General features: G+C 32.7%; 19 protein-coding genes. 4 read left to right on the top strand and 15 right to left on the bottom strand.

Annotated elements, in window-relative coordinates:
- The 3 genes from BLV91_RS13785 to BLV91_RS13795 are packed head-to-tail and all read left to right on the top strand — an operon-like array spanning nt 1 to nt 855.
- Nucleotides 1-411, top strand: a complete 411-nt coding sequence (locus BLV91_RS13785; RefSeq protein ID WP_091434296.1) for a DUF5675 family protein — start codon at nt 1-3, stop codon at nt 409-411.
- A complete protein-coding gene (locus BLV91_RS13790; RefSeq protein ID WP_091434298.1) occupies nt 408-689 on the top strand; it encodes a hypothetical protein in 282 nt (93 codons plus the stop codon). Before BLV91_RS13785 ends, BLV91_RS13790 begins: the two co-directional genes overlap by 4 nt.
- The gene (locus BLV91_RS13795; protein ID WP_091434300.1) at nt 676-855 is read left to right on the top strand and encodes a hypothetical protein; all 180 of its coding nucleotides are present in this window, start codon (nt 676-678) and stop codon (nt 853-855) included. Before BLV91_RS13790 ends, BLV91_RS13795 begins: the two co-directional genes overlap by 14 nt.
- A gap of 92 nt (nt 856-947) precedes the next feature.
- Here the strand turns inward: BLV91_RS13795 and BLV91_RS13800 are convergent, their stop codons facing one another.
- Entirely contained in the window at nt 948-1,367 is a 420-nt protein-coding gene (locus BLV91_RS13800; RefSeq protein WP_091434302.1) for a DUF6943 family protein, read from the bottom strand.
- 127 nt (nt 1,368-1,494) lie between these two features.
- On the opposite strand from BLV91_RS13800, the gene BLV91_RS16905 reads away from it, so the two are divergent.
- Nucleotides 1,495-1,713 carry a hypothetical protein gene (locus tag BLV91_RS16905; protein WP_139262338.1) on the top strand — a complete coding sequence of 73 codons (219 nt, stop codon included), beginning with the start codon at nt 1,495-1,497 and terminating at the stop codon, nt 1,711-1,713.
- Between the two features lie 1,005 nt (nt 1,714-2,718).
- On the opposite strand, the gene BLV91_RS13805 is transcribed toward BLV91_RS16905, so the two are convergent.
- The 14 genes from BLV91_RS13805 to BLV91_RS13870 all read right to left on the bottom strand — a co-directional run bounded on the left by BLV91_RS13805 (nt 2,719) and on the right by BLV91_RS13870 (nt 25,358).
- Nucleotides 2,719-5,031 (bottom strand): nSTAND3 domain-containing NTPase, encoded by a 2,313-nt coding sequence (locus BLV91_RS13805; protein ID WP_091434304.1) that lies wholly within the window; start codon nt 5,029-5,031, stop codon nt 2,719-2,721.
- 1 nt (nt 5,032) lies between these two features.
- Nucleotides 5,033-7,162: an ATP-binding protein gene (locus BLV91_RS13810; protein ID WP_091434305.1), complete on the bottom strand. Its 2,130-nt coding sequence runs from the start codon at nt 7,160-7,162 to the stop codon at nt 5,033-5,035.
- A 136-nt stretch (nt 7,163-7,298) separates the two neighbouring features.
- Nucleotides 7,299-10,373 (bottom strand): SIR2 family protein, encoded by a 3,075-nt coding sequence (locus BLV91_RS13815; RefSeq protein WP_091434307.1) that lies wholly within the window; start codon nt 10,371-10,373, stop codon nt 7,299-7,301.
- A 66-nt stretch (nt 10,374-10,439) separates the two neighbouring features.
- Nucleotides 10,440-11,633, bottom strand: coding sequence for a GIY-YIG nuclease family protein (locus BLV91_RS13820; protein ID WP_091434309.1), 1,194 nt, complete (start codon nt 11,631-11,633; stop codon nt 10,440-10,442).
- Nucleotides 11,626-13,566 carry a DEAD/DEAH box helicase gene (locus BLV91_RS13825; RefSeq protein WP_091434311.1) on the bottom strand — a complete coding sequence of 647 codons (1,941 nt, stop codon included), beginning with the start codon at nt 13,564-13,566 and terminating at the stop codon, nt 11,626-11,628. Before BLV91_RS13825 ends, BLV91_RS13820 begins: the two co-directional genes overlap by 8 nt.
- Before the next feature lie 168 nt (nt 13,567-13,734).
- Nucleotides 13,735-14,559 carry a BRO family protein gene (locus BLV91_RS13830; RefSeq protein ID WP_091434312.1) on the bottom strand — a complete coding sequence of 275 codons (825 nt, stop codon included), beginning with the start codon at nt 14,557-14,559 and terminating at the stop codon, nt 13,735-13,737.
- A gap of 59 nt (nt 14,560-14,618) precedes the next feature.
- Nucleotides 14,619-15,542, bottom strand: a complete 924-nt coding sequence (locus tag BLV91_RS13835) for a hypothetical protein (protein ID WP_091434313.1) — start codon at nt 15,540-15,542, stop codon at nt 14,619-14,621.
- Between the two features lie 70 nt (nt 15,543-15,612).
- Nucleotides 15,613-18,324, bottom strand: coding sequence for a class I SAM-dependent DNA methyltransferase (locus BLV91_RS13840; RefSeq protein WP_091434315.1), 2,712 nt, complete (start codon nt 18,322-18,324; stop codon nt 15,613-15,615).
- A gap of 246 nt (nt 18,325-18,570) precedes the next feature.
- Nucleotides 18,571-19,224 carry a hypothetical protein gene (locus BLV91_RS13845; RefSeq protein WP_091434392.1) on the bottom strand — a complete coding sequence of 218 codons (654 nt, stop codon included), beginning with the start codon at nt 19,222-19,224 and terminating at the stop codon, nt 18,571-18,573.
- 175 nt (nt 19,225-19,399) lie between these two features.
- Nucleotides 19,400-20,059 carry a P-loop NTPase family protein gene (locus tag BLV91_RS13850; RefSeq protein WP_091434316.1) on the bottom strand — a complete coding sequence of 220 codons (660 nt, stop codon included), beginning with the start codon at nt 20,057-20,059 and terminating at the stop codon, nt 19,400-19,402.
- On the bottom strand, nt 20,043-20,981 hold the full coding sequence (locus BLV91_RS13855) for a hypothetical protein (protein WP_091434318.1): 939 nt from the start codon (nt 20,979-20,981) through the stop codon (nt 20,043-20,045). Before BLV91_RS13855 ends, BLV91_RS13850 begins: the two co-directional genes overlap by 17 nt.
- 113 nt (nt 20,982-21,094) lie before the next feature.
- Nucleotides 21,095-21,373, bottom strand: coding sequence for a helix-turn-helix domain-containing protein (locus BLV91_RS13860; RefSeq protein ID WP_091434394.1), 279 nt, complete (start codon nt 21,371-21,373; stop codon nt 21,095-21,097).
- 376 nt (nt 21,374-21,749) lie between these two features.
- Nucleotides 21,750-22,583, bottom strand: a complete 834-nt coding sequence (locus BLV91_RS13865; protein WP_091434320.1) for an RteC domain-containing protein — start codon at nt 22,581-22,583, stop codon at nt 21,750-21,752.
- Between the two features lie 243 nt (nt 22,584-22,826).
- Complete coding sequence (locus BLV91_RS13870) at nt 22,827-25,358, bottom strand: aminotransferase class I/II-fold pyridoxal phosphate-dependent enzyme (RefSeq protein ID WP_091434322.1); 2,532 nt, start codon at nt 25,356-25,358, stop codon at nt 22,827-22,829.
- Nucleotides 25,359-25,503 lie beyond the last annotated feature (145 nt).

A 25,503-nucleotide genomic window follows, 5' to 3' on the forward strand; every position in this document is an offset into this window, starting at 1 on the left:
ATGGTTTTAGTGTTGAATAGGACCTATTTTCCCGAGGGAACACAAGGATTTTTGGAATGGAACGGTACTTTAGTTTGTTATACCATCGAGTTGCCTTGGTTGCAAAACCAACAACGAGTTTCTTGTATTCCCGAAGGAGAATACGTTTTACAGAAGCGTTTTAGCCCAAAATTCAAATGGCATTTGCATTTACAAAATGTTCCAGGTCGAGATTTTATATTAATCCATCCTGCCAATGACGCCAAAAAAGAACTGTTGGGCTGTATCGCTCCCGTAACCACACATACTGGAATAGGGAAGGGCAGTGGCTCCCGAATAGCATTAGAAAAGCTTACGACATTGATCTATGTTGCTATGGGACGTAATGAAGAAGTGAAAATAAAGATCCAATCTAAAAAATTAGTATTATGAATGTAGTAGAAAGAACAAAATCGCCCACTCCAAAGTTTTTCAGGGTATTGCGTAGTATTGGTTTGACTTTGCTGGCGCTAAGTGGAAGTGTGATTGCGGCACCAGTAGTTTTACCTACAGTTGTTGTTAGTGTTGCGGGATATTTGGCAGTTGCTGGAGGAGTGCTTTCTGCAGTGAGTCAAATGACAGTTGATGATGATGATGCGAAAGCAGATGATGAACTCATAAATAGAATGAGAAAAGACAATCAAAATTTACCGCGAGATGGAATCAAATAACAGCTTGCAAATCGGAACCGCATCCGGAACTTTATTAAGTGTGATGCCAAATATTGTTTCTGAAGATATTCTAAAAACGATTATCTTAGCGGTAATTGGAGCTATTATTAGTTTCATTATTTCGCTCCTTTTAAAAGGATTAACAAAATTTAAAAAGAAACACTGAAATAAATTCAGCGTAAAGTAATTCGGGTTTGGCTTGGTAACCTTTTCCCGAATTTATATGAGAGCCTGATCGAGAGATCAGGCTTTTTTTTGTTATTTACAATACCTCAACAATATCACTCTTCTCATTTCACTGATAAGGACAATATTCTTCTTTAATTGGTCCTCTTTTTGTTCCAATAACCTCAACGCCTGGATTTGTTTTTTATGCAGCTCGTGTTCTTGTAGCATTTCGTTAACTTTTGACATAAAATCCTTTTTAAAATCAGCAATTCTTAAAAATGGAATTACGGACCCCAATAATGATTTGTGCCAGAATTTTGCTTTCCATAAACTATAAGCTAACCAATACACTGTTTCGGCATCTTGATCGTTTTGAAATAGGATTACAAAGCTATTGGTAAATGGTTCTTTTTGAGGCTTGCCACTGTTCATTCCTTTGCTGAGAATAAAGATTTGGTTTGCTCTGTAAACAGCATTTTTTTGGTGTGTTTTGATGATAAAATTCGGCATAGCGCTTTGGTGTTAAAGATTCGACCTTAATTTTTCGGAAAAGAAAAAAGAGAAAAAAAGAAAGCCGTTATAAGAGCAGAAATGACGAACGAAAATGGAGGGAAGAATGACCGACTGAAAGTGAGGAATGAATGCTATTCTTGCTGGATTTTTTTCTTTTTCTTTTCAGAAAAATGCACTATCGTACTTGTTGATGTTTCTCAGGGGAGTTCTTGAAGAAACGGCAATTAACACCCCCAAGCACCGCAAGGAGCAAAAAAAGTGGTGCCCGTTTTTAGGGCAAGGAACTTTTTTTGCGGATGAGGAGCGCCGTGGCGGGGTTGCGGCAATCGAACAGCCACCATAGATGCGAGAGTTGAGAGAAGGTACGAAGCGAAACGTAGCGGATATGAGCGTGAAACGGCGGGTAAAAAATGGAAGGCAACCGCCTTTTTGGCGGTGTTCCTTGATTTAGGGCAAAGCTACCGAGTCAACTGATAATTGATAGTGGATAATTGATAATTGGAAATGGATGCTTCTAAGATAACGTAAGCGAGGTAAGCGGAGCCAAGCCCGATGGCTGTGCGAAGGAGCAACCGCTGAAAAAACGGAGGGCTGCAGACACAATATGGCTGGAATGCAGTGAAACGTAGCCTGCGGAGTGTAACGAAATGAAGCGGTATTGTGGATGCATAAGCCCGACCGAACGCAGGAAGTGACCGTGTGAAGATGAGGAACGAAACAGCGCAAAAAATATAGCTGCTTATTTTCAAGCTGCTGTATTTATTGCGCTGTGAAGTGTCTGTGGAACGGAGGGAAACCTGAATATTAAATTGAAATAATAAATAGACTATTTACCGAAAATGTTCTTATGAAAATATAAGATTGACCGACTGGAGCAGCCGAACGGAACAAAGGGAACGACCGGAGGGAGACCGCTAAATTGCTTCGCCTGTTCTTTAACTAGAGTTTCTTATGGAAATGAAAGTTTTAGGATCTATTTATTATGGTGGAATTGTTTTTGAAAACGTCTTGAAAAGGGGCTATAATTATTTTATGAAATTGATTTTGGGAACGTGAATTGCACGAGAGATGGCACCGGATATCCTCCTGCGTACTTAAGGAAGCAGGAGATTAGCTCATTGGATTTTATTTAATTGGTATTCGCTGAATTTCATTTTGAGCGAACAGCCCGACCCGCTTTTTTCGGCAGGACGTGCCATAAAAATAGTCTTCTTGGCAAAATAAATTCGACAGGAATAATTGGAAATACGAAGTCCGAAGACAGGAGTCTTCGGAGAGCGGGTAATCTTTTGAAAATGAATGAGATAATGCCTATTTAAAGTAAATTTTTTGTTGTGACTCAATTAATTTAAGACTTATGAAACAAATCATCAATTTTTATATTTTCAATTTTAGTATTATATTCTAACTGTTCATAATATTTATCACTGTTTTTTTCGCGTTTAATTGATTCTTGTTCATTATCTGAATTTATTTTTATTTGTTTCTCCCAATCATCTTTTTCAAAATGTCTAGGAATGTCAAAAATAGTATTTGGAAGAAGTTCATTTAATAATCTCTGCTTTCTATCATTTAAATCATTATAAATGATATCATCAATTTCCTCAATATCTAAAATCGAATCTTTATATGAAGAAACTAAATCTTCTTCGCTTTTAACAACAAGATTACTTATTAAATCAATTATTTTTACTTGTCCATCTTCCGAATCGGCGTATGAATCGAAATCGTAATTAAACCGTGTAAAAAAAACTGGAAGTTTAATCGCTGATTCAATATCTTCAATTTTATCGATATATAAATTAATAATTAAATTAAAATTATCACTAATATATTTTTCAGATTTAGGGCAGTTTTTTATGTTTTCAAAAACGTATTCTAAATTATGTCTAAACCACCAAATATGATCTAAATTAATTTTATTTAAAATGTCTAAAAGAATATTATCAACATCTACTTTTTTACAATATTTAATTAAAACTTCAATGCATAATCCGTCATATCTATATTGTTTGTATTCATCAGAACTTTCAAGTGTTTTTCGATAAATTTTATCTTTAATTACTTCTTGTAATTCTTTTTCAAGTTTTATTTGGGATTTATCTGGATTAAAAAAATCTAACTGCTCAATGAATTTTATAGATTTTATTAATGTTTTTTTTGCTTCATAGTTTTGCTTCAAATACCCTATAATAAAATCTGAAAGAGAAGGATTTACTAAACTACAAATTTTAATATTTTTATCTAAATCAATTATTGAAGACATAATAAACCCATTTAATAAACTTTTAATCGAGTTATTAAATTGTTCTGAATCAACTTCTTTATTATTGAAGTTTTTCTCATACTCTAATCTGCTTTCAAATGCTTGATTAAGAATATTTTCATTTGTACCTCTCTGAAAAGTGAATAATGTTATTAGAAAACATCTATCAAAATAATCTATTTGTTTAGAAAATGAATAGCTCCAAATCTCTTCCGGATGATCTAAATTATGCTTTATAAATGTCAAATATTCATCTTTATTAAAATTATTAACTCTGTTTTCATCAGTTATAAATTCAATAATACGAGGTGTATAGCTTTTGTGCTTAATAATAATCTTGTAAAATTGATTATGGATAATAGCATCAAATAATTCATCCTTTAAGTTTCTAAAATAAATATGATTATAAAGGATTTGGGCTTTTTCGAGATTAGAATAATTATTTAACTTAATTTCATATTTACCAGTTTCAATTCTTGAACGCTTTATCTTTTCAGATTTTGCTTTTGCTTGTTCAAGTATAACAGTTCTTGTTGAAAGTATTATGTACTTATTAGGTGTGTGTTTTATTCTATCAACAAAACCAGCTATTTCGCTTTCATTTTGGCTTCCTGTAAGTATTTCATAATAAACCTCTCCTAGAAAATCATCAAAATAAAAAATCTGTTTTTCAGTTTCATCTTGAGATATAACATCTTCAGCATCTCTAATTTTATTAATCCAGTAGATTTTATAATCAGATTTTGCTTTTTCATATAATAATACTTCTGCAAGTGTTGTTTTTCCGATTCCTGGTAAGCCTGTAATTAATAGAATTTTTTCTCTTTCTAATATTTTATTTGCATCATCTAAATTTTTAGTCAATACATATATTGGGATTTTTGATTTAATTCTCTCTAAATAGCTTCTAGTTCTACCCTCAATAGCATTATTAATAATATTAGAAATAATTTCAGTGCTTGAAAACCAAAGTTTAAAATGAATCTTCTGAATATCTTTGAATTTTCTTAAATATTTATTTAAATCTTCATTACCAATAATATCATTTGATGTTTTAATAAATGGAGAAAAAATAACCTTTAACTCATCTTTTTGAATTTTTGAAAGTTCAACCGAAGTAACAATAATATATCTGTCAGGATTTAGCTTCTTGACTTTTTTTAGTTCTTTATTTTTTAAATCGCTTTTTAATTTTGAATATCCCGACTTTAAGTAATGTTTTACCTGAACAACAATAGAGTTGTCATTTTTTGGTGTCGAATGCCTTAAATCAACCCCTCCATCAATTCCAACCTTAAAACTTTGAAGGTCTAGTTTTAATTGAGCATTCAATAAATCTAAAGCTAATTCCTCTAAATCTTTATCATTTAAAGTTGAAAAATTATAATTAGCCATCTTACAATACTTTTAGTTTGTTGTATAACTCTTTCAAATGCACGTCTGATAAATCGAGTATTGGCTCAAACATAAATGAGTTTAAGTGTATGTTTTCTGGAGTTATTAAATTTACTTCGTCTAAAAGTTTTATTTCATTATCAAGAGCTCCTTCAAACTCTTTTTTAAATCTAGAAAAAAGTTTGCCTGTAGATCCATTAATTATTTCTTGATTAGAAACTTTACTCCACATATATTTTTCTGCATATAACCTAATTGCAATTGATAATATAAGTTTGTTTTCTAAATTAATTCCTTCATCTGCAACTAGACAATTTTCAGCTTCATTAAAAATAATATCTACCACTTTTTCAGTTTGTGTTATTTCTGAATTAAAATTAATTCCTGGAAAAATTCTTAAAAAAATATCTTTTAAATGGGAAATTAAAATTGTCTGATTCTCACTTCTCCAATGTAATACATATGTCAAAGTTTTATAATCTTCGTCTTTATCGCCTTTAGTATATTCAATAATATTTCTAACGAAAGTAATTGATGCAATTAGTTTTTTTGGATTATCTAAATTTCCTTTCCAATCATTAATAAAAGGATTTTTAATACCTTTTGCAGAATCAAGTTTTATTTCATCTTCTGATTTATAGGTAAGGAATAAGTTTTTGTATGAAGCAATATTTCGGTTTTGAACTGCTCTAAAAAAATCAAAATTATGAGTTAATATTATTTGAAAAAAAAGTGGTTCTTCGGATATATCCTTTAAGTATTGAATAATTGCATATTTATTCTTGTAATCAAATGAATCTGCAATATCATCAATGATAAATAATGTCTTTTTATTCTCTTTCTTTCTAGCTTCAATATTAAACATCAAATTCAATATATATAAAGCTCTCTTCTCTCCTTGACTTAAAAACTTTAAGCCTTCAACATCATCTTTTCTAACTTCTCTTTTTTTATTAGTTTTTAGGTGTTCAAATTTTAAATCAATACTGGGGGTGGATTTTCCTAATATCACACTTGATTTATTTGTTATGATAGCATTAAAAGGTACAAAAAATCTATTTTCAAATTTTTCAATAACTTCTTCCCAAGATGTTCTTTGGTTATTTGCAAGTTCTTCAATTTCTTCTAATCTATTTTTACCATTAGAAAATAAATTTAAAAGCTCTACAATAAAATCTTTCTCTTTTGCAAAATAAGAATTCCAAATCCTTTTTTTAAAGACCGTTAAATCAACAAGCTCTGGAATAATATTTTCGTGCTCTTCTAAAATTTCCCTAAACTTAATAACTGAAGCTTTTTTTATTTCATTTTCAATTTTCAGTAGCTCTTGATTTTCTAAAATATCTTTACGTTCATTTGCAAGTTTATCTTTAAAGTCATCATCATTAAGAATCTCATTTTCATCCCCATCAAGTCTAATTTTATGATTTGCTTTAAAAAAGTTTTCTTTTAATAAAACTTTAGCAATACTTTCTGCTTTTGATGGATTAAAAACGCCTTTTTTGAAATATTTTGAAGTTTCTAATAATTGATTATATTTTTCTGTGTAAACATTAATATTATTAATAACGTCAGGCTTCTTTAGAAAAGCTAAAACATCAATATCAAAAACTTCACTTAACTTTATTTCAGAAAATTCATCATCAATGTTTTCAAAATCAATATTCGATAAAAACTTAAAAAAATCTTTTTCATTAAAATCAGCTGCTATTATATTCTCTATTTCAGTTTGCTTTATTCCAGAAATTCTGTTTAATTTTGAGATAAGAGAAGTTTTTTGTTTTGTGATTTCTGTAAATATTTGGTCATACTCATTTTTACTAATTTCATCTACTAAAAGAGAAGAGACACTTTTATCTGTATTAATATTCTCAAATGAATTAATAACAACTATTTCATTTTTATCAATGTTATTACCATCAGTCTTTATGACGGCAAGAGATGCATTATTGTATAAACTTTCTAATGGCTCTTTACCTAAACTCTTTGCTTCAAATGTTTTTGCAAATGATGTTTTCATCATTCCATTTGGTGCGTATATTGCAACTGCCCTACACTTTGAAAAATCAAACTCCTGTTCTAATTTATCAATACCATAACAATTTTCTAATTTGATACTTAACTTATCCATTTCTTAAAAAGCTTTTGCAATAATTTGTTAGTATTAATATTGATTTTATTTTGAGACAATTACTTTATTTTCTGTATCATAACTTTAATTCACAACCTCCCTATTTATTATTAATTCAATAACTTATTCAATAAAATCAATCGTTGCTATGAATCATTCTCTTGGGGTGTGTTTTCTTTTTTAATCTGAAATATAATTTCATGAGATCGACATCTTCATTATTGGTTAGATAATTTTCAAGAGTTGGTATTATATACTCGACTCCATTAAATACTTCAATAAAGGGATTGCATTTCTCTATTTTCAACCATTCGGGATTAAAATCAACTATTGGAAAATTAGTGGGATCATATAAAAATTTAAAATAGTCGTCTTTTATTTCAGTGTTTTCAAATCCTTTTAAATCTATCTTTTTTAAATAAATAAGCTTAAAGAAATTAATGACAGCATTAGCAGATTGACTTCTATATTTCGCGTTTTGACTTTCGTAACTAATTAAAATTTGAAGGATGCTGGATTTGTACTTTTCAACAATTTGAGGTTCAATTAGGATATCATTATAGATTGCTCGAAACAACATAAATAAATCGGCTTCTTCAGACATTAAAAAACTTCGGAGCTTGTTTTTAAATGTTTCTTTTAGTTCGCCATCTAAACAATTATAGACTATATGATATTTCCATTTGCTGTTATTAATTTTATACTGATTTACATCAAAAAGGTCTGTAGTGAAATTATCATCTTTAGCATTTAATACATCTAAAATACGGTCGTAGTTTTCATCAAATCGATTATTTGAATAAAATATTTCCAACGTAGTTAAAATAGAGTCAGAATCAATTTCTAAATGCTTTTTAAAAAGTAATTTATCCAAATATTGATAATCAAAAGGGCCTTTGAATTTAACGAATTTTATAAAAGTGTTTATCTTCTTATACAACTCATTCAAATTGTCTTCCGGCAATTTAAAATATGTTAAAACTAAACAAATATTATCTAATTGTTTTAGGATTTTGATTCTAAAATTATAATCTGAACTTAATCGAGAAACTACAGTTTTGTTTTCTAAAGGCGTACTTTTAAATTTACTTGAAGTTGTTGTTACAGACTCTAAAAAGTTTGAAATGCTAGAAAAAATTTCTTGAATACTTTCTTCTGAAATTTCAATATTTTCAAGTTTATTTTCTCTTATAAAAGAGTCCAATTTAGCTGTTTCTGCATATTCAATAATTTCTTTTATTAAAAAATGATTGTAATTTTTCATGTGTGAAGTAACAAAGAAACTATGCTCCAATTTATTTTCAACAAATTTCATCGAATATGCCACTATAAAAGCATTAATTGATTTTTGAATTGCTTTGGTTATACGAGAATATCCGTTGACATTAATAAAGTTTAGATCTCTATAATTCTCTAATTTTATAATTGATTTGTACAAGTTGTTAATATCGTTGTTGGAACTTCCTCCACCTTGTTCGATTAATTTTTTAGTTTCAGGTATTTTCTGATAATTTTCATCTATTTCATCACATAAATTTTGCATATAGATTCCGCTTCTAATTTCTCTTAGAAGTTCATATACTTTTTCATCTACCAAGTATTTAACTTTGTATAATTCCTTATCTAAATCTATGTTTCTTATGAATTTTTTTACAATCTCATATTCTTTTTCCTTAACATAATCTTCATAAAAAAAATTTGACCATTTGCCCAGCCAATATACATTGTAAATAGCTATAAAGCTGACTTCGAATTTTTTTTGTTTATTAGCTTTATAATAGATTTGCTGATAAGCTAAAAACGACTTAAAATTGTAGTTTAATTTATAAAGGGAGTTTGCGTAGTTTAAGTCGTCGAATAAATCGGTTGATATTGTAATTACATATTTTTCAATTTTACTTATTACTTCTGAATATTTGTAATTGTTAAGATTACAACTCATACAGTCACAATCGAAATCTAATTGTATTTTTGATTCTAAAGAAATTAAACTACCCTCTAAGTAACTATAATTCCCAAAGGAATCAGAATTTAGTTTTGGTACCGCAATATGATAAACTCCCGAATACATTAATCTTTTTAAACAATAAACAATTTTCTCTTTTTGAATTTCATTAAAAAAAGCGTCTTCTTTTCCCTGAAACTTATGAATAAGATTATACAACTCATCATTAAAACAAATAAATATGTTGTCTCTAATGTTCATTGTTGATTTTGTATTTTTGTTTAACGGATATAAGTTGGATAAAAAATTTTTGGGCAATACTCTGAAGTGATGAAACTTTTTAAAAGTATTATATATTTCATCAATAACTTGATTTTCTGTTAAAACAACACCAAGATTGTTTTTGTATTTGTCTAAATTGAATTCATTCAGGTAATTTAATAATTTATATGCTCTAGAACTATAGGGCCTTAGATTTATCTGTTTATCGTCAAAAAAGCTTTCCAAATTCGGTATTTCCTTTTCTGCCTGACCATAATTAATGATATTGATTCCTAGGTTTTTGTAGTACATTTTCTCAGATTCTGAGATTAAGTTTGTTAAATCTAATAAGTAAGCTCTTTGATGGTGTTTTTTCAAGATATACTGTACATCACGACTTAACAATTTGAGGTTTATATCCGAAAAACTATAACCTACAAAAAGTATTACTTTATTACTGAACAGCGATTTTACAAAAATCTCTTTGAGAGTATTCGTCTTTGAAAATTCTAAATAATCGGTTTCTTTTAATACAATATTATGATTTTCAAAATCGCCATGGTATTTAATAATCAGATTTTTATATTTTGCATAAGGCAAATCCTCGTCTTTTACAACCAATGAAAAAGGGAGACCTTCATTTTCTATATATTGTTCGAAAAAATTATCATAGTTTGTTGTAACTATATGTTGCGGATTCAATTGAAAAATCAGCTCGTGTAACGGATTGTATTTGTTGGAGCTATTATCGTAGATAAGACTTTTGATTATGTCATAATACTCTTTTTCGCCTTTTTCATTGTACAGCAATTGAGCAATTTTCAATGAATCTGTTTCTTTTGAAGCATCAAAATTCAACTTTGATTTTATGCCTTTCAATAAATCATCCCAAATGGGAAGCCCCGATTCGACAGAAATACCAGAACCTGCAAAGACAACTAATTTATCGTTAATCATGGCTTCCTTTAGAAAAGCAATTTTATTTATAATTTCTTTATTGTTCATGATAACTTTTATTATTATAAATTAATTTAATCGTTTGTTTTACTGGTATTTATTGATTTGTTAAAGCTATTTTTTTGAAATGATACAACTTACCTCATCATAACTATACTTCACAACCTCTCCGCTAATAATCAATTCAATAGCTTGTTCTATAACATCAATAGGTGCTATGAACCATTCTCTGGGTGTGTGTCGTCTTTTTTTCTCGTCAAAAATATCAACGTTCAAACAGGATTTGCCGAAGAAATTATGAAGTAATTGTTCCAGTTTTTGTGGATTCATATTGTAACATTTCCAAGAAGTTATAATTTTTACCTGCGCCATTAAATAGGTGGGGTCTTTTTCTGCATTTTTGATTCTTTCTTCTACTTCCACTTTAGAATATCCAATTTTGTATAAATTATCAATTTCGGTTATTCTATCGTCTCTGCTTTTGGAACGAAGGACATAAATATAACCTGCAGCTTCATCTTCTTCGGTAATCGCACTAAATTTTTCAATGAAGCTTTCGTTTACTTTTTCTATGTTCTCCGACACTACTTTACCATTGGCATACAATATCTTTTCAACAGAACGCTTCAGCATATTGGAATGGGTGCCATTTTCAAAAATACATTTGGTTCGTCCATCTTCCCGAACTCTAGTACCGTCTTTCTTGTAATGGTCTTTCCTGTCAATGTTAATTTCTTCTAGTAAAAATAAAACTCCATTATGAACATAATAGGTTTCTTCTCGAAGATTACCCATTTTGAAATCCACGAGTTTTCTCTTTCCAGTGGCTAAATCAGATTGAATTTCTTTAAATAATGATTCATATTTATCAAAATCTTTTACAGGCTTTCGTTTCGCAACAAAATCTGTCGCCATTCTTTCCTCTGTTTTTGGTGTGTGTTTGAAATCAAACAGATCAGTATCGTCCTCCAACAAATCAAAACTATCATCATTAAAAATATCATCAATTGAATTAATTTCTTTTGGTTCCAATTTTAATAAACCATGAATATCCTGCTCTTCTAAAGATTCCATTTTTTCTATATCGGATCGAATGCTTTTTAATCTAGAATAGAGTTGAAATTCTGATATATTAGCCGGATTGGGTTGAGGTTCTCGATTGTATTGCACAAAGAAATCATTCACTTCACTGAAAGAAGCAGATAGCCGTTCGTCTGCATTTCGTATAGTTGAAACTTTAGGTTTGACATTTAGAATGTCAAATTGATCGTTTGCAAAAATATCCTCTAAGGTTTGAAATTTATCCATTTGTATTGGCCATTCGTTTTCTTTTTTCCTCTTTCAAGTAAATAATACATTCTGCCATTCTTCTTTCTAAAGGGTCGTTTGCATTTAGACTTGGTTCTTTGTCATACATTTTCTTGAACTCTATAATCTTTGGCCATAAAATTTTAGCTTCTTCAAAGTCCATTTTTATTCTTGTGGCTTCAATGGTGTCCTGAATAATTTTCAACACTTTTGTCGTTACGGATTTCGAAAGGATTTCAAAAGCTTTTTGGAATGGATTAATCGTGTCAATCAGGTCGATATGTAAATCCTCTATGTTTACAAATTTATCTGCCATTCTGATAAATCTTTGGTCTCCTACTTCTTTTATTTCACCCGATTTGATGACTGAATCCACTACCACATATTGACGGATTTCCTCAATTTCTTCGTCTGATAATTCCGGGTATTTAATTCTGATAATTTTTGGAATCAAAACTTTGTTAATTACTGCGGGATCTATGTTTCCCGGCATCGCTTTCAGCATGGAATCGTCTTGTAAAATGGATGCTTTCAAATCATTCAAATCCGATTCTACAATATCTTTTACCCTCTTTGAGCTTGGCGCTTTAAATCCTCTTATTTTTATTTCACCTGGCTTAGCCTCTTCGTCATCATTATCCAATCTTGTTTTGAATTTGAAGTTGGGAGCCAATACCTGCTCCATCAACAAGGATGCTGTAATAGCTTTCAGCATATTATTGGTGGCCACTTTTACATCATCCTGAATGGCTTCTGGACTGGCAATAAGATTGGTGAATTGGGCATGTGTTTTATTGTTGCTATCTCTGGTGCAACGACCAATTATTTGGATTATCTCTGTTAATGAACCTCGATACCCCACCGTTAAAGCGTGCTCGCAAAAAGGCCAGTCAAAACCCTCTTTTGCCATACCTAGCGCAATGATTAAATCCATATCATCAACTTCTTTGCTATTTCGCAGGTAGTTTACAATCTTGTCTCGTTCTCTGGAACTGTCTTCGACTAAATCAGCTACTTTTAATAGTTTACCATCACTGTGTCGTTTGATATGAATGACACCGGTATCGGAATCTTGCTTGATTACATCCCCAATGGCATCTAAAATGAAATTGACTTCATTGTGCTTGTCTTTGGTAGATTCTCCTGAATTTACATTTGGAATATGGAGAATTGTTTTTTTATCGGTATCGAGTACATTCAATATCGCCGAAGTATATTTTCCAGTATAGAAATGATAACCAATTCCCAATGATTTCAGGAAGTTGTAGCCGTTCAACTGTTCGTAATAATTGTAGGTTACTTTGGTAAACTTGGCTTCGTTTTCGGGCGTTAAAATAGGTACGCTGTCTCCTCTAAAATAAGAACCGGTCATCGCTACAATATGAGCCGAAGATTTGCTCATTATCGATTTTAATAATGCCCCCAATCTGTTATTAGCATCGGCAGAAACGTGATGAAATTCATCTATGGCCAAAAGTGTGTTGTTGAATTTTGCGTCGTCCAATTCCTCACAAGCAAAGCGTAAAGTGGCGTGCGTACAGATTAAAAGTTGCTCCTCACTATCCATAAATTTATGGAATGCTTTTACTTTACTCTTGCTACCATCATCACCAGGCGTACAAAGATTGTAATTGTCGTTTGGTTCCCAGTTGGCAAAAAAGCCATTTTTTTTCAAATCAGTTTTAGAAAATGAACTACCAATAGATCGTTCAGGAACGGCTACAATTACTTTTTTGATGCCTTGATTTACTAATTTATCTAATGCCAAGAACATCAGAGCACGGGATTTTCCCGAAGCTGGAGGTGCTTTTAATAATAAATACTGTGCATCACGTGATTCAAAAGCACGAGTTTGCATTTCTCGCATTCCCATCGTATTAATTTTAGTGCTATTTCCTGTTTTCTGGTAGTTTACATTTACTATATCTGGCATGGCTTGTTTCTTGAAGTTTGTCTAAGTTCGTCTAAAGTGTTTTTTATCTATACCTATTTTAGACAAACTTTTTCCAAATAGGTTTTCTGTTGGTTCTTTTATATAAGGGCTTTATCTCTTGTAATTTTAGCTAATTAGGTAGATCTAAAATAGTTGGATTTTCATCCCTCAATCAATTTTTTCTTGCTTCTCTGGCGGTAAAAAATTTTCTCCAGTTACCACGCTTTTTCCTGTTTTGTCCTCTAGAGCTATTCTAGCATTTTTAGCAATAGCGCCACCTTTTTTACCTGCTTTTGCATTTTCGGGCACTCCTTTAGCTTTATCATTTTCGGCTATTTGTCTTGTGGATAGTTCTGCAAGGGCCGTAAAGATTAATTCGGCTTCGCTCATATGATCTCTCAAATTTTGAGATTTTAATCCTTTTACTTCTTTGTGATTTTTTACTGTTAAACCCGTCCATTCCTTATGAATGATATTGGTTAGTATGGCGAAATCTTTTTTTTCTTCCACACCGCTTTCTTTCCAATAATCGGTTAATTTGTTTCGGGTTTCTTGACCCATCATTCTTTGCTGAATCCATTTTTCGCTTCTGCCGTATTGTTTCCAGTTTTCTCTGGCTCGGTCTATACTTTGTTCGGGATCGGCAATTTCTTTTATTCTTTCATAGCCTACTTTAGCCAACCATTGTTTGAAAGGTTCGGCTTTTGGCGACGGAATAGATTGAATTAATCTTAGCAGTGCTTCGGTATCAGCGGTATCAGTAATTCTATTTTTACCATCATCAGCAAGCATTTTCAACCGTACGATTTTATCGTACACTTCACTTCCTTCTTTGGTCAACTTCTTTTTTAAATCGCTCCAATATCTTTTTGGCACTGAGCTTCCTGTTAGAATAGCAATGACATCAATAACCGAAAAATACCAAATTTCCTTTTCGGCATCATAATGGCTTCGTACTTTTTTATCTTCAAATAGTTTGATTTCATTTTCCATATCTATTTAATATTTTTTGGCAAAGTTTAAATAATTATTCCTGTCGTTCAATGCTATTTCTAAGTACTAAATTCTTCATCAATTTCTATTATCATCGATTTTAATTCATCAAAATGAGATTTCAATGCATCGATAAATATTTGTAATTCCATTTCATCTTCAATTCTATCTTTTATCAAATCTCGGTTTAATCTATCAAATAAATAATCAAGCATTTTTGTGTTTAGTTCAATTCCAGGTAATGCGGCTAAACTAGAATATCTGTCGATAATGCCTTGTTTTATAGAATTATATATTTTGAAAATCATATCAAAATTAATCTTAACAAGAGGGAAATAATCGCTACAATCCTCATAAAGTTTTGAAAAATGATAGTCAATCGTTCTAGGTACGATGTCTATTAGTTTTTTTTCTTTAAACTTGTTCATATGGCTATCAAATTCAGATTTAAGTTTTTCCATTGTATTATTTAAAATTTCATTCAATAATTTATTTTGGATTTCAATACAGCTTAAAATATTAACTTCCTCAAACTTGGTGTCTCCTTTAGATTTTGGAAATAGGGAAATCATTTCAAATCCTTCTTTTTTGATAGAACCTCTAGTTATATGATGAAATGATTTTCCTTTCCCTCTGTCGGTTGGATGTCCAATTGAATTATTTCTATTTTCTCTTATATTGTATAATTCCGGATATTCTTCTTTGAAATTTATGTCTTGTTCAAATAAAGCTTTATTAAGGTTTACAAGAGCATCTTGCTGTAAATTTAATGCCTGAAGAATCCCATAAACATATAAATATCCGTTTGTATTGGAGCTGAATTCCGATAAGTTAGTATAATCGTTAATTGCAATTTGTGAATCTTCGATTACATCTAGAGAAGCCCACAATCTATTCCAGATGATTTTATCTTGTAGCAACAATTCTCTTTTCCAAGGATGATTGCATATTTCTCTTATTTCTTCGAATATATTTTCTATCATTATTTTCAATTATCCACGAGTTTTATGTATGGAAATTTTTTAACAGAAAGACCTCAATCCCTCAATGAAGCTACTTTTGCTTTTTAGCTTTCTTCACTTTCACGGATAACGTATCTTTTTCCTCCGCTATCATTTTCTCATACAACTTAAACAAATATTCCAGTCGTTCTTCGTCGCTCTCAAAAGGTTTAGAGCGGTAACAACGTTCTACTGCCAAATCATTTAAACGATGTGCTTGACGTAAACCCTCGGGCATTTTGTCCGGGTCGTACATTTGCGCCAAGGTTTTCTCGGAATGGTTTTCCCGCTCTTCCAGAATTCTAAATACACATTGGGTCAATTCTTCTTTTTGGGATTCGGTAATTGGAGGGAATGGGAAGGTGTTATAGCTAAGGGTATTTGAATATTGGTAATCATTCCTCATTCTTGAGCTAGTAATACTCAACCATAACATGTGCATTATAGAAGTAAGGATTCCAAAAATAAATGGTTGGGAATCGTAGACTACTTGACCTTTGTTACTAATTATTGTATTGCTATCTAGGAATCCAATTGGGACGTATTTCCTCCTGCTTGAAGAAATTACAGGAAAGATAATGGACGGTGAGTCTTGATGTTTATTTTCGTCAAATTTATGAGACGTTTCAGATTTTTTTCTTGTTGCTTGTTTTTTACTATCTAATCTGAATATTTTACACTTTTCTATACGTTCTTTGATTGGCAATATTTTTTCGGCCACTTCCTTTAGATCATCTGAAATCCAGAGACACCATCTTTTTTTGTCATTTATAAAATCATCAGCCCCCATGTACTCTTTTATAAACTGTTTTGAATCAGGATATTCGATGATTAGATTGTTTTTTTCTTCTTCGGATAGTAATAAATTTCCATTATCTGTTGGTTGACTTCCACGAACCATCAATGGGATTTTAGAAATTGGTTTAGTTCTAGGAAAAACACAAAGCGGATTACCTGCTACTAAGTAAGGGCTTATACTTTTAACAGAAAGAATATTATTGTTGTTAAATAGTTTTCTCTCTTTTATTAAATTTGAAAGGGCAACTCCTACAATTACACAAGTAACGCCTGCTTTGTCTTTAGCATTGTTAGTCCAATTAAAGGATGGATATGCGAAATTAATTTCTTGCTTATTATTCAAGATAAAAGGCCAAATAATTGAAACTTGCTCACCTTGACAAATCGAATTTGTTGAGACAAAAGCAAAACTTCCATTTATGTCGCTAAAATAATCTGAAGCAATTTTAAACCAACATGCGATATAGTCAAGCTTTGCATAGTTCTCAAATGTTGAAAATACAAATTTCATATCTTCCTTTTGTTGTTCATTTTGGTTTTTTGAACCTAAGAACGGCGGATTTCCCATAATATAAATCTCATCCCCTTCGTTTTTCGGGCAAACGATATCCCAATCTACTCTAGTGGCATTACCATGAACGATAGAACCTGTTTGTTCTAGTGGCAAAGCGGGTTTGGTTCGTCCAAAGGCTTTAAAAAACTCTTGGTTCATCTGGTGTTCTGCCAGCCAAAGCGATAGTATGGCAATTTCGTGTGCAAAATCATCAATCTCAATTCCGTAAAAATGGTTTAAAGATATGCCAGAATATTGAGTAGAGTAGGTTTTGTTCGCCGTGTCTATTTCCTTGAAGATACCCATTTCCAGTTTTCGCAATTCTTTGTAGGCAATAATTAAGAAGTTTCCGCTTCCACAAGCGGGATCAAATAGTTTGATGTTCCAGATGCGTTTAAGTGCCGCTTCGAGTTTGTTTTTATTGCCTTTGGCGTTTTCGAATTCCGCATATAAATCATTCAAGAACAAAGGCTCTATGACTTTCATTATATTGGGCACGGAGGTGTAGTGCTGCCCTAAACTGCCCCGTTGATCTACTGAAATAACAGCCTGAAACATCGAACCAAAAATATCGGGATTTATGGCAGCCCAATCCATTTGTCCCGCATCGATAATGGCTTGGCGGGAACGGCGGGTAAACAAGGGCGTGGGTTGTTGCTCTCTAAATAAACCGCCATTTACGTACGGGAAATTTTGTAAATATTGTGCCTTCGTGTCACATTGCAATGCGTCTCTCGCATCATTACTGCGTGGAGTGTTTAAGACGGCGAATAGTTTATCTAAATAATCCGTCAAATCGCTTCCGTCTGTTTGTGTGTGGCTGGCGAGTGCATTAGTAAACTGTCCTAATTCGAAAATACCGGTATCTTCAGCAAAGAAGCAAAATAGCAATCGGGATAAGAACACATTGAGTCCATGAATGAATTCCGGTGAATTATTTGGATTGTCTTTTTTGATTTCGTCAAAAAGCCGTGCCATTTTTTCGGCTGCTTTTACATCGGCTGGATTCTCATTTTGATGTTGGGCTTTTTCCATTCCTGCCCAGGGCAAAAAGAAATCAAAGTGCTTGGGCAAAGCAGTAAAATCAATGTCTAAGCTATCGCCTGTTTTTGTATCTATTGCCAATAGGGTTTTATAATCAGTCACGATAACAAAGCGCTGGTCTTGTTTGAGTGTGTTTTTTATTTCGGAAATAGCAAGATGCAAATCCTGATTGAATACTGGTTTAAAAAACAACTTTTTCTTCCAAGAAATTTCCCCTTCTACTTTTGACAGGTTTAAATTTCCTTTTTGTAACCTGGTGATGGATGCTTTGGGTAAACCGTAAGCCAATAATAATTCATAAATGAAGGTTTCTTGGGTGTAGTTTAATATAAGGTTTTGAAGGTTTTCTTCTATTTGAGCAATGTTCATAGACTTATTATATTACCATTTTAATGCAATTCGACTTTAGAATTAAATTCTAACAATTCATTTGCTAAAGTATCGAATATTTAATTAGAATAAATGAGTGAAACCGTAAATGGCTTGCTTTTCTACTTTCGATTGATTTGTTTTGATTCTTTATGGTGTAAAAGAACAATAAATTTAAGGAATTTACTATACCCACTTTTGGTGATATTGGTTCGATAATTAAATAGATGTAAAACTATATATATCTTACAAATTAGAATTTTGATTGTATCTATCCAAATAGTTTTCTAATTCGTATAAATGAATCAACTCCTCGTTTTCTTTAGATGATTTGGTATAGCTTACACATGGTAGTTGAATTAAACTAATATTTTGGGATAGTATATTTTTTCCTGCAATGTTATGTAGTATAATAAAAATGGCTTGCTTTAAAGTCTTTGTATCACAGTACAAATTGTAGTCTTTCAGGAAAATGATAATGTCGATTTTTGCTGTTATTGGATTATAATCTATGGGTAGAAATTTAGATTCATTAGATTGTAAAGTAAGTTCCTGAATGATGTAGGGTTGGTCCAATCCGTTGATTATCTTATTAATTTTTTCGGTTGATTGTAAGAATGCCGTGAATTTCCATTTTCTTAATAGTGGCGCATTATCGACTAAATTAATTACTTGGCCGAAGTATTCGACATTACCGTTTGCGGTTATGATGAGTTCCGTTTTATCGGCATTGTTTTTAGGGAATAGAATTATAAAGTCGAGCTCTTCGCAGTAGTAGCTGAGGTTTTTTGATAACCAGTAGATGATATGAATTTGGTTTTTAGGGGTTTCATAGAAGAGGCTTTTGATGGTTTGGTTGTTGTCTTGGAACCAGTTCCAAAAGGTGTTGATTTTTCTCATTTTTTTTGTAGTGAGTGGTGAATAGTGAGTTATGAGTTGTGTTTTTTTAACCGCAAAGGGCACTAAGGAAGCGCAAGGTTAGCAAAGGTTTTTAGGGATTGTTTATGTTTTTAATCGCAAAGGGCACGAAGGAAGCGCAAAATTCGCCAAGGTCTTTTCAGGGTTCATTTGTTGATTATCTTTTGTCAGTTGTGTTTTTGTCGAATGTGATCAGGTTGAACATGGCTCTCATCCTGGAACGGAGTCGGTTGCCGTAGTTGTTTTCGATTTCAGAGGCGGAAAGGTTGGTGGTGATGTGCGTGACGGATTTGTTTTCGACAAACTGTTCGTAGCGGCTAATGAGTACCTCAGCCATGACGTTGCAATCGTTTCCGAAGTGTTTTATTTGTTGTTCGGCACCCAAATCGTCAAAGCAATAGCCAGTTAGTTTTGATTGATTGGCTTGCTTTAGCGTGTAGCAGTTGAGGGCTTCAAAGCCGTTTTTGGCAAATTCAAAAGATACTTCCCTGCATGTTTTGATTTTGTATTCGGAGGTCTGATAGGCAAAAGGGCGTACTAAGTTCATTAGGGATGTTTTTCCGTAACCAATAGCACCTGAGAGTAAAATGCCTTTTGATAAGTCTATTTTTAGGTTCATGGCTGCTTTCTCGTCTTTTATCATATAAATCAGCAATTTGTAGATGGTAGGATGATCCATTTTACTGATTTTAAACGAACTTCCATAGGTAGTTTTTCCTTGAATTTCTAGGTATTCCAGACATTTTTGGAAATCATACACTTTGAAACCTTTGTGGACCACGAAGGTTTCGCCGACTGTTTTACAATGGTTCGTCATAGTTTTTTTGGGTTGCCGTGTGCAGGTGCATCGGTTTTGGTTGGGAGTTGTAATCTGTTTTTGAGGTGTTTGTTGCAAACTTAGCTGTGTTGAGCATCCAGTTTCTTGCTGCTGCTTTCCAATCTTTCATTTTTGTTTTGCCGCCTATGAGCCAACCGATGCTGGAGTAGTAATTGAAAAATTTATTGGCTTCCATTTGGGAACTTTCCTTGAAAGAGAAGTATTCCAGTATCATTTCGAGTGATGGGGGTGTGGTGTCAAAAATTAAATCGAGTTCAATTGTTTTTTCTTTTTTGGCGCAACTTTTTTCTTTTTGCTGACCGCTTTCATTTTGTTTTTTATTGGTGTCAGCGAATTCTGGAAGTTTTTGCCGAGCGCAATCTGCTTTTATTTCTTTCTCTTTTGGAATTACTATAGGATTCAAATTTTGAACTGGTTCGTTTCTTAAAATTTTTTCTATATCTATTTTTGTATTGTTTAAATTGTTTTTAACTGTTTGTTTTTTATTATATATATAGAGCTGTTCATTTACCTGTTCAATGACTTGTTCATTTTTTGTTTTGGTCAAATTGTGAACGGGTTCATTTTTTGAATGGGTTGGTTGTGGTATTTTTGAAATTGTTTTTACTTCTTCAGAGAAATTTGTCATAATGATGTTGGAGCAGGAGTGGGGATTGAATGTTGGATTGTATACCATAAATCCCAAAAGTTCTAACTCTTTCATGCACTTATGATAGGTCGCTTTTGAATTAATCTTGCTAGCTTTCATAATTTCTTCCCGGGAAATGCCTGTTGGATTCTTGAAGCGGTTTACGTTCCAACATTGGAAAAGTGCTAAATAGAGTGAAATGTGGGTTGGGTTGAGGTTGGTTTCGTAATTGATTTTATTAAAAAATCCGGTGAGGTGTTTGATGTAGTTCATATTTTTAGTGAATTGTGTCTCTCGACTGCGCTCGAGATGACGGTGAATAGTGAATAGAGAGAAGGTCCCCTTGACTGTGGGCGGGAAGACAATAGCCGCGACTATTTGAATAGTTAGGGATTGGCGTTGACTTTGTTATTTTCCAGTACTTTGTCAATGTCTTGATTGGGGTAATAGATAGTGCCACCGATTTTGGTATAGGAAAGTGTTCCGTTGATGCGGAGGTTTTGGAGTGTTCCAGGAGAAATATTAAGCAATTTGCGAACCTCTGTGGATTTTAGCCACTTTTTGGTTTGCGTAGTAGTTTGCGATTGAAATATTTTTTTGATTTCCTCTAATAAATCAATTTTGAAGTCTCTAAGATCTTCGACTGTGATAATTGTTGCTGCCATTTGAAAGTAATTTGAGTTTGTATCTATTGTGTTTTTTAGTGATACAAAATTGACTGCTTTTATTTGCTTTCTATCCCCATACACTTCGTAGTACCGAAGAAATTTAACATTTCAATATTATTTAAAGCCTGTTTTGGGGGGTATTGGTGTTTTCTAGCTGTTTTTTTTTCGCTGTTAAAGTTTATTATTTCCCGAAGCATTTTTTCTAATGAAAAATGCCCCAATCTACTGGAGCATTAAACGCAAAACGGGAGCGATTTTTATTTTTGGTGTTAGCTAACGAATATATGAATGCCCATATATAGAAGGGTTACATACAATTCTGGGGCTGTATTTCCTTACTGTATTTTTCGTACTACCGATAGGGTACCGATTTTTAAAATTCGTCTTCTTTGTGGATTTTTTGTTGCAGGTTCATCATCAGTTCTTCCAGGAATTTTGTTTTACTACTCTTGCGTTCCTTAATCTCTGAGTAGGTTTTGTAGATATTGTCAATTTTGATATTGAAAAAATCTTCAAAGGAAGAGGCAATAGTATTTATGTCGGCCCCTCCGTGATTCAAAGCTCCATTAGAATATAAGGCATAAATTAATTCTGTTAGTGCCGTTTTTGGAGCTGTCCAAAGCAGCACTTTGTGTTTTTTTTCGTCAAATAGAATTGTATTTCCGGCATTGAGTTTTTGCATTGCTTCTCGGATATAATGGATAAAGCGGTACATTGCCTTTATTTTCGCCCAAAGCATATCGTGTGAGGAGGAAAATTCAGGATATTGGTAATAATCCGTCATTGGAGTGAAAGGAAAACTATTGCCTGGGTTTCTTGTAAAAAATTGATGATCAATATAAGTGTATCCTTGCTCCATGTAATTCACGAAATCCAAATTGCGAGAAAAGAACTTATTGATTTTCCGCATTTCCTTTTCGAAAAATTCAATTTGATAGGATATGCCCGCTTTAGGTTTGCGTAGTTCGCAAGAACGCAGTTCTGTAAAATAGATAAGGTAACTCATTGGAAGGGGTTTGATGTTTTTAAAAAAATCAATCTCGTCTGGTGTCGTTTCAAAATCGTTTTGCTCGACTCTCTCTTTCATGTCGGCTAGGGTTTTGTTGCATAAATGAATACCATCAGTTGCTTTTTTAAGATGATTTTCGTCAGAATTAATTATCAATCTAAGTTTTTCATCAAACTCTTCTACAGTAATTTTTAGCATAGGTTTTTGGTTTATCTTCTCCTCAGCCCCTCCGAAGGAGAGGGAGCAAAGACTTGATTAGTTTATGTTTTTATGATGTTTGTTGTTTTAATGGTAATGGTTTGACTGTTGAGATCCCTCCTTCGTCGGGATGACAAAACAGAGAAAAACTAAAGAGGTTCTCAATACATTTTTCATTCCATTTTATTCCATGAAAAATATTCGAACTGACCCTTTGATAATGGCTCAAAGCAGGCTATTGAGTTAATTGCCAGAGCGCGTTCTTTCTTCGTTTTGAATTGTACCCATTAATTCCATGGAAAAATTATCTCGGGCTTGAATATAGGCTACTTTTGGAATTACCGTGGCTCCCAGTTTTCTTTTCTCGAAAGTGGCAGATACCCCAAAATCAATTTTATTCAAGTTTAAACATCTAGCCCGTTTGATTGCCTGAAAAAGGAGTTGTCGGTAGAGTTGGAATTCTTTTGCATAAGAATAATCCATTCCTATCAGAGATGGAACATAGGTATGTGCTGTGTTTTTATAGCAAAATAGAATTCCGACCAATGGGTTTGTGATTTCTTCTTTTTCTTGATTTTTGAGATATAACAATATAAATTCCCATTGCGGCCTACTCTCCATTTTTTGGAATACTTCTATTGGGTAGGTAAATGTATTTATGGCGTGATTGTTGTTTTTTACATTCTGATACAATTTATACCCATGTTCTGATTCCTCTTTTGTCAGTTTGTCTTTGATTATAATATCAAAAGCTTGTTCAAAAGGAAGGATCTCTTTTTGAAAGTGTTTTCTAGAACGAGGAGAAAGCGAAGCAGAAAATTCTTCGATACTATCCCATTTCGTGTTTTGTATGATGCAGGTTTCAGGCATGTTTATTTTCAAGAAACCTTGATTGTGGAATATATTATTCAATTGTTCGTCTTCCTCGAAATCTCTTAGCACGAGCATATCGGCTTTTAAATGATGGTAAAGGGTCTCCACTTGTTCCAGTAAAAGCATTATGGCTTGTTCTGCCAGCGGATGTGTTTTGTTGATGTAACAATGATTCCCTTCGGTAAATAGGGAACCCATTCCCAAGACTTTTGATGTGAGGTATAATGGATTTTGTTTTCTTTTTTCTTCCAGTTGTAATGAGATCGATTCAGATGCCAACATATCGTCTTTCCAGAGTCCGAAAGTAAAGAAAGTAGCAACTAACGGAGTTCCTTTTTTATCGGTTATTACATAATAATGAAAGTCCCAATTGTTTTCAGGATTATCAGAATTCTTAAACGCATTTTCCATAAATTGCAAGCCTTCCCAGTCGAAAGTGCTTTGTTTTCCTAAAAGTTCGTTCCAGTTTTGCTTGTTTATTTTATCTATGGTTGTTTCATACTGTAATGCCAAGATCGTTTTTAGTTCGACATTTTCTTCCGAAAAAGTTATTGTTTGCCTAAGGTCGTCAGGAACCCACTTTTTCATTTCATCGGAAGGAAAATTTTTCTTCTTGTGGGTTTCTATTTGCGGAATTGTCTCGACTATACCAAAAGCTTTTCTTACTTTGTTTATACTGTTACCCGATTCTTCCAAGGCTTTTGGGAAGTGGTATTCCATTGCTTCGACTAAGCCTTTTATTTCTTGTTTTTGATTGTGTCGGGAAAGGGTGATTCGAATACCCGTGTTTTTGATTGGGACTGCCGGATAAATAGCGGGATTTACATAGAAGCCTTCGTTAAAGAGTCGTTGTACCATTTTATAGGCGGTTAAAGGCATGGCGGTGCCTAAGAAAAATACTGGTGAGTTATTCAGATCAATCATTGGAAGGGCAGTTTTTTCCAATAATGATTTGAAATATTCTATTTTTTCTGATAAATCGTATTGTAAGCTCGTGATTTCAGGCGAAAGGTGGATGTCCGCCGATGCAATTGCAGCTGCCACAGAAGCCGGTTCCAGTTGCGCTGAAAAAGTAAGTGGTCCACCAAAGTTTTTTATTTTCTCGCGCAGTCGGTTATCGGTGCATAGTAAAGTCGCTCCACTGGCACCGAATGTTTTACTCAAAGTACCGAACAGTAAAACATTGTCGGGTAAATTTTTTAAAATGTCCAGCACATATCCAGTACCATTTTTCCCTCTCCAACTCATACCGTGGACATCATCAAAATAAAGATGTAACTGCGGGTATTTTTTGCAGAGTTCCATCAAATCTGATATGGGTGCGAAATCGCCAAACATGGAATATACGCCGTCTGCCATATACCATATTTTATTGCATCGTGTGGTAAGGTACTTGATTTTATCTTCTAGCATGTCTAAATTGCTGTGTCGAATCATTTCTACCGGGATGCCTCTTATCTTTAGTAATTGACAGGCATTTTGAACACTCCAATGCACTTGATGGTCTAGAATTACACCATCTTCATCCCTAACCACTGTTGGTATTACTGCGAGATGACCGAGTGTACTGTTTTTAGTTATTATTGGCGGAATACCATACATTTGTTCGATTTTACTTTCTAATTCATAGTATAGTGGATGTGAAATGTATGATTTTGAAAGAGGAAATTGCGTGCCATAATTTTGTATGGCTCCTATTGCCGCCTCTTTTAACCGGATGTCTTGTTCGAGTCCAAGATATCCCGTTGTGCCAAAATGAAACATTTTTTGCCCATCTATTTGTAGTGTTCTTCCAGTTAGATTTCTACCCTCTGCATAAAGATGAAGCACTCCTTCTTTTTTTGCTCCTGAGATTACTTCATCGACTGTATCAATGAAATTGTTGTGTTTGATTTTTGCCATTTGTATATTTATTAGTAGTTATCGAAAAAATAGATTTCTAAAATTCACTATAAAAAATGAAATGGTTTTCATGTTATTCTTTATTACTCCCAATATGACAACTCAAATTCCCGAATTGACAACAAAAACACCAAAAGGCAACAAA

This window comes from Flavobacterium degerlachei, from assembly GCF_900106645.1.
Taxonomy (GTDB): domain Bacteria; phylum Bacteroidota; class Bacteroidia; order Flavobacteriales; family Flavobacteriaceae; genus Flavobacterium; species Flavobacterium degerlachei.